The organism is Hoeflea sp. (assembly GCF_039975035.1).
In the GTDB taxonomy this organism is placed as follows: domain Bacteria; phylum Pseudomonadota; class Alphaproteobacteria; order Rhizobiales; family Rhizobiaceae; genus Hoeflea.
On the sequence record NZ_JBDWHW010000017.1, the window covers coordinates 1 to 3,956 of the forward strand.

Consider the following 3,956-nt stretch of genomic DNA (forward strand, 5'->3'; position numbering starts at 1 on the left):
CTTTCCACGCAAATGCGGCTCAAGTCGCTGCCATACATCATCCGTCACCACAAAGCGCTGCTCGTTCATTCAAACCTCCGTTTGGAAGCTTTGAATCAGAAATCAGAACCGATGGGAATCCCGAATGTCCACAGGCCCTAGATTATTCGTCTTCGTCAATCCGGTCTTGGGAACCGTTCCCGATCGGCACCCAGATTGTCGAGAACAAGTTCGCCGGACTCGCCATGTACACCGTGCCCGCCTGCGCAGAAAATCCCGGGGTCGGAGCCCGCGGCCTGAGGCAAGCTATCCCGGACAAAACCGGTTGTGTCTCGCCGGGTTCGATGAACGCCTGCCGCAAGACCGCATCGATGGCGGCGACGATCCCTTCGGACAAATCGTGGCGGGTTGTCAGTGATTTGGCCTTGGCCACACTGCCGCGAACAACAGACCACAAACAGCATCGGTCTGGGTACCGCCAGTGTCGGTGCCCAGAAACCGTGCGGTGGGAAGCATGTGATGTTCATGGCGTCTGTCGCCGTGTCCGGGGTGGGCGAGAATCATGCTGTCACCTTGGCAGGTCCACCATCCCGGCGTCCGTCGGGGCGTCGGCTCCGATCAAAATGGTCTGCCAGAGTGACACCTGTCCCGCATTACCACCAGTGGCCTCAATTCCCGGCCCGAACTATGGCCCACGTTTTGTGGAAACTGGTTTCCGGTCGCCCCAAAACGAAACGAAAATTATTGCAGTCACAGTGCAACAAATTCGGTTTGAAAAGACCTTGATCCTCATCCATCGTATGGCCAGACTCAATCACCAAGAACGGAGAGAAGCCATTGGCCGTCAACTGGAGCGATCTGGACGAAAACCAGCAGACCGCGCTCAAACGGTTGAATCGCGGCCCTTACCCTGCACTGGAACCGGTTATGGCCGACAGCCTGATCGCACTCGGACTTGTCGAGCAAAGACCACGTGGCATCGGGATCAACCGCGCCGGGCGCGAACTGGTTATCGGCGTGCTGCTGGCCCAGCGTGAGGATTGATCCACGTTTCAGCCGGCTTTTATCCCTCCCGGCGAAGTTGTTCTCTTACGGATGAGTTGACCACTTTCTTGAGGCCGCGCAGTGCTTCCTGAATGTCGTCTCTCACCTCGCTTGCCTCGGGATAAACCGCATAGGCGGGATAGGTGAATTCCGGTGCGCCATCAACAATTTCAAGCTCTCCGGATTCGATGTGAGGCGCAGCCGCGCCGCGACGGAAATACCCCATTCCACCGGCCCGCAGTATATAGCTCAAGCCGAGCGGACCGAGTCCTACGAACAGACCTGGTTCACCAAACGAATTGGAACTTGCATCGTGCTGGGCTGCAAACAACGGCCCCCAATCGACATAGATATAGTCGTCCGCGCCGGCTGGCGCACCATTTCTGGGTTTTGTCCTGACGAGGACAAGCTGCTCCTCGACCAACAACTCGACCACGAAGCCGGGCAGGAGTTTCGGCGCATACAGCACGGCGATGTCAAGAACACCGGTCCTGAGCTGCTCCAGCAACTGATCGGGCACCCCAACATTGGCATGAATGGCGATTTCAGGTTTGTGGCCTTTCATCCAGACCAGCCAGTCCAGCAGTACTGGATTCCAGAGGCTGAGCTCACCACCCAGGGCGACAACACTGGTGCGGCCGGACGGTATGGCAAGCTGTTGCCGCGCTCGCTCCCAAATCTGAACAAATGACTGGGCATAGCGCTCAAACTCCCGACCGGCAGGTGTGAGTTGCGCGCCATTGCGGTTTCGGATGAACAATTGCCGCCCCAGCACGTCTTCCAGCGTCCGAATGCGGGCGCTGACTGTGGTCTGGGTGACATGAAGACGGTCCGCTGCTTTGAGAAAACTGCCCGAATGAACAATTTCCAGAAAAGTTCGAGCCCGGTCGATATCCATCACGCCCTCCATTGAGTGCAATAATATTGCATTATTGAGGCATTTAATTCCGTTTGTCTTGTCGTTTTTAAAAGCCCATCATTTTGCGGCTGATCCCAGGCAGAGACGCTGCCGTGGCGTCGACGTGTGACGGAGAGCATGATGCCAAACAAGACGGAAACCCAAGATACCTCACCGGACATCACCACATCCACGGATGATCACAAACCCGCGTTCTTCCGACGGTGGGCGTACTCCACCAACCACAAGGATATCGGCACGCTCTACCTGCTGTTTTCAATTCTCGCCGGGCTGTTTGGAACAGGGCTTTCCGTCCTGATGCGGATGGAGTTGCAACAACCCGGCCTGCAGATATTTGGCGATCCCGGCGCCTACAACGTCGTCGTCAGCGCGCACGGGTTGGTGATGATCTTCTTCGTTCTCATGCCGGCGCTGATCGGGGGCTTCGGCAACTGGTTCGTGCCGATCTTGATTGGTGCGCCCGACATGGCATTTCCACGCCTGAACAATATCTCGTTCTGGCTTCTGGTGGTCGCATTCGTACTCTTCATCGCCTCGATGTTCGTGGAAGGGGCGCCGGGAGAAATGGGACACGGCGGCGGCTGGACCCTGTACCCGCCCTACTCCACCACAGGCCAACCCGGACCCGCGGTCGATTTTGTCATCTTGTCGATTCACTTGTCGGGCATCTCGTCGATCCTGGGCGCAATCAACTTCATCACCACCATCTTCAACATGCGCGCACCGGGCATGACCTTGCACAAGATGCCGCTGTTTGCCTGGGCCATGCTGGTCACGGCCTTCATGCTCTTGTTTTCATTACCGGTGCTTGCCGGTGCGGTCACCATGCTTTTGACCGACCGCAACTTCGGCACCACTTTCTTTGCTCCCGAGGGCGGCGGCGATCCAATCCTGTATCAGCACCTGTTCTGGTTCTTCGGCCATCCCGAAGTCTACATCATGATCCTGCCGGCCTTCGGCATCGTCAGCCAGGTCGTCTCGACATTCTCGCGCAAGCCGGTCTTCGGATACCTTGGCATGGTCTATGCCATGCTCGCCATCGGCCTGATAGGCTTCATCGTCTGGGCGCATCACATGTTCACAGTGGGCCTGTCGATGAGTACACAGCGCTATTTCATGGTCGCATCCATGGTTATCGCGGTGCCTACCGGCGTGAAGGTGTTTTCCTGGCTGGCAACAATGTGGGGCGGCTCGATTTCCTTCCGAACACCCATGCTGTGGGCGATCGGTTTCATCTTTCTGTTCACCGTCGGCGGCGTTACCGGTGTGCAACTGGCCAGTGCCGGCCTCGATCGGCCCTTGCATGACACCTATTACGTTGTCGCCCATTTCCACTACGTACTGTCGCTGGGCTCGGCCTTCGCCATCTTTGCTGCCTGGTATTACTGGTTTCCGAAAATGTCCGGCTATCTCTACAATTCCGTGCTTGCCAAGACCCATTTCTGGCTGATGTTCATCGGTGTCAACTTCGTGTTTTTCCCGCAGCATTTTCTTGGCCTTGCCGGAATGCCACGCCGCTACGTCGATTATCCCGACGCCTTTGGCGGCTGGAACTTGGTATCTTCGATCGGTTCCTACATTTCTACACTTGGCCTGCTCTTCTTTATCATCACGGTGGTGGAAGCCTTTATCAGGAAGCGGGTGGCGGGTGACAATCCCTGGGGCGCGGGCGCAACCACGCTGGAATGGACGTTGCCGTCGCCTCCCCCGTTCCACCAGTTTCAATCATTGCCGCAGATCAAGTGACACCGGCACGGTCGACGTTTGCTGGAGTTTGATAGGAAAATCCAAATGAACGAAGCTGTGGAAAATGGATACAGTCTTTGGCCCATCATAACCTTCGGAATTTACTGGGCCTATGTGATTGCCATCTATGAACAGCGCAGACGCAAAGGGGTAAAGTGTAAGCGGTGTGCCCCTCGCACATCGACAAACTTAGATGGTCGAGGATTAGGGTCTACTTGGACGGCTGCTGCGCCAAAAGCCTATGGCAGATCACCGGCGTAAACGAAGC

The 3,956-nt window shown here is 56.6% G+C and carries 3 protein-coding genes; 2 read left to right on the forward strand and 1 reads right to left on the reverse strand.

What is annotated here, in order from left to right; translation table 11 throughout:
* Nucleotides 1–816: 816 nt before the first annotated feature.
* Nucleotides 817–1,023 carry a hypothetical protein gene (locus ABJN75_RS01310; protein ID WP_348436089.1) on the forward strand — a complete coding sequence of 69 codons (207 nt, stop codon included), beginning with the start codon at nucleotides 817–819 and terminating at the stop codon, nucleotides 1,021–1,023.
* 19 nt (nucleotides 1,024–1,042) lie between these two features.
* Here the strand turns inward: ABJN75_RS01310 and ABJN75_RS01315 are convergent, their stop codons facing one another.
* Nucleotides 1,043–1,921, reverse strand: coding sequence for a LysR family transcriptional regulator (locus ABJN75_RS01315; protein WP_348436091.1), 879 nt, complete (start codon nucleotides 1,919–1,921; stop codon nucleotides 1,043–1,045).
* A 141-nt stretch (nucleotides 1,922–2,062) separates the two neighbouring features.
* Between ABJN75_RS01315 and ctaD the strand changes: the two genes are divergently transcribed.
* Nucleotides 2,063–3,688, forward strand: a complete 1,626-nt coding sequence (gene ctaD / locus ABJN75_RS01320; protein WP_348436093.1) for a cytochrome c oxidase subunit I — start codon at nucleotides 2,063–2,065, stop codon at nucleotides 3,686–3,688.
* Nucleotides 3,689–3,956: the final 268 nt, after the last annotated feature.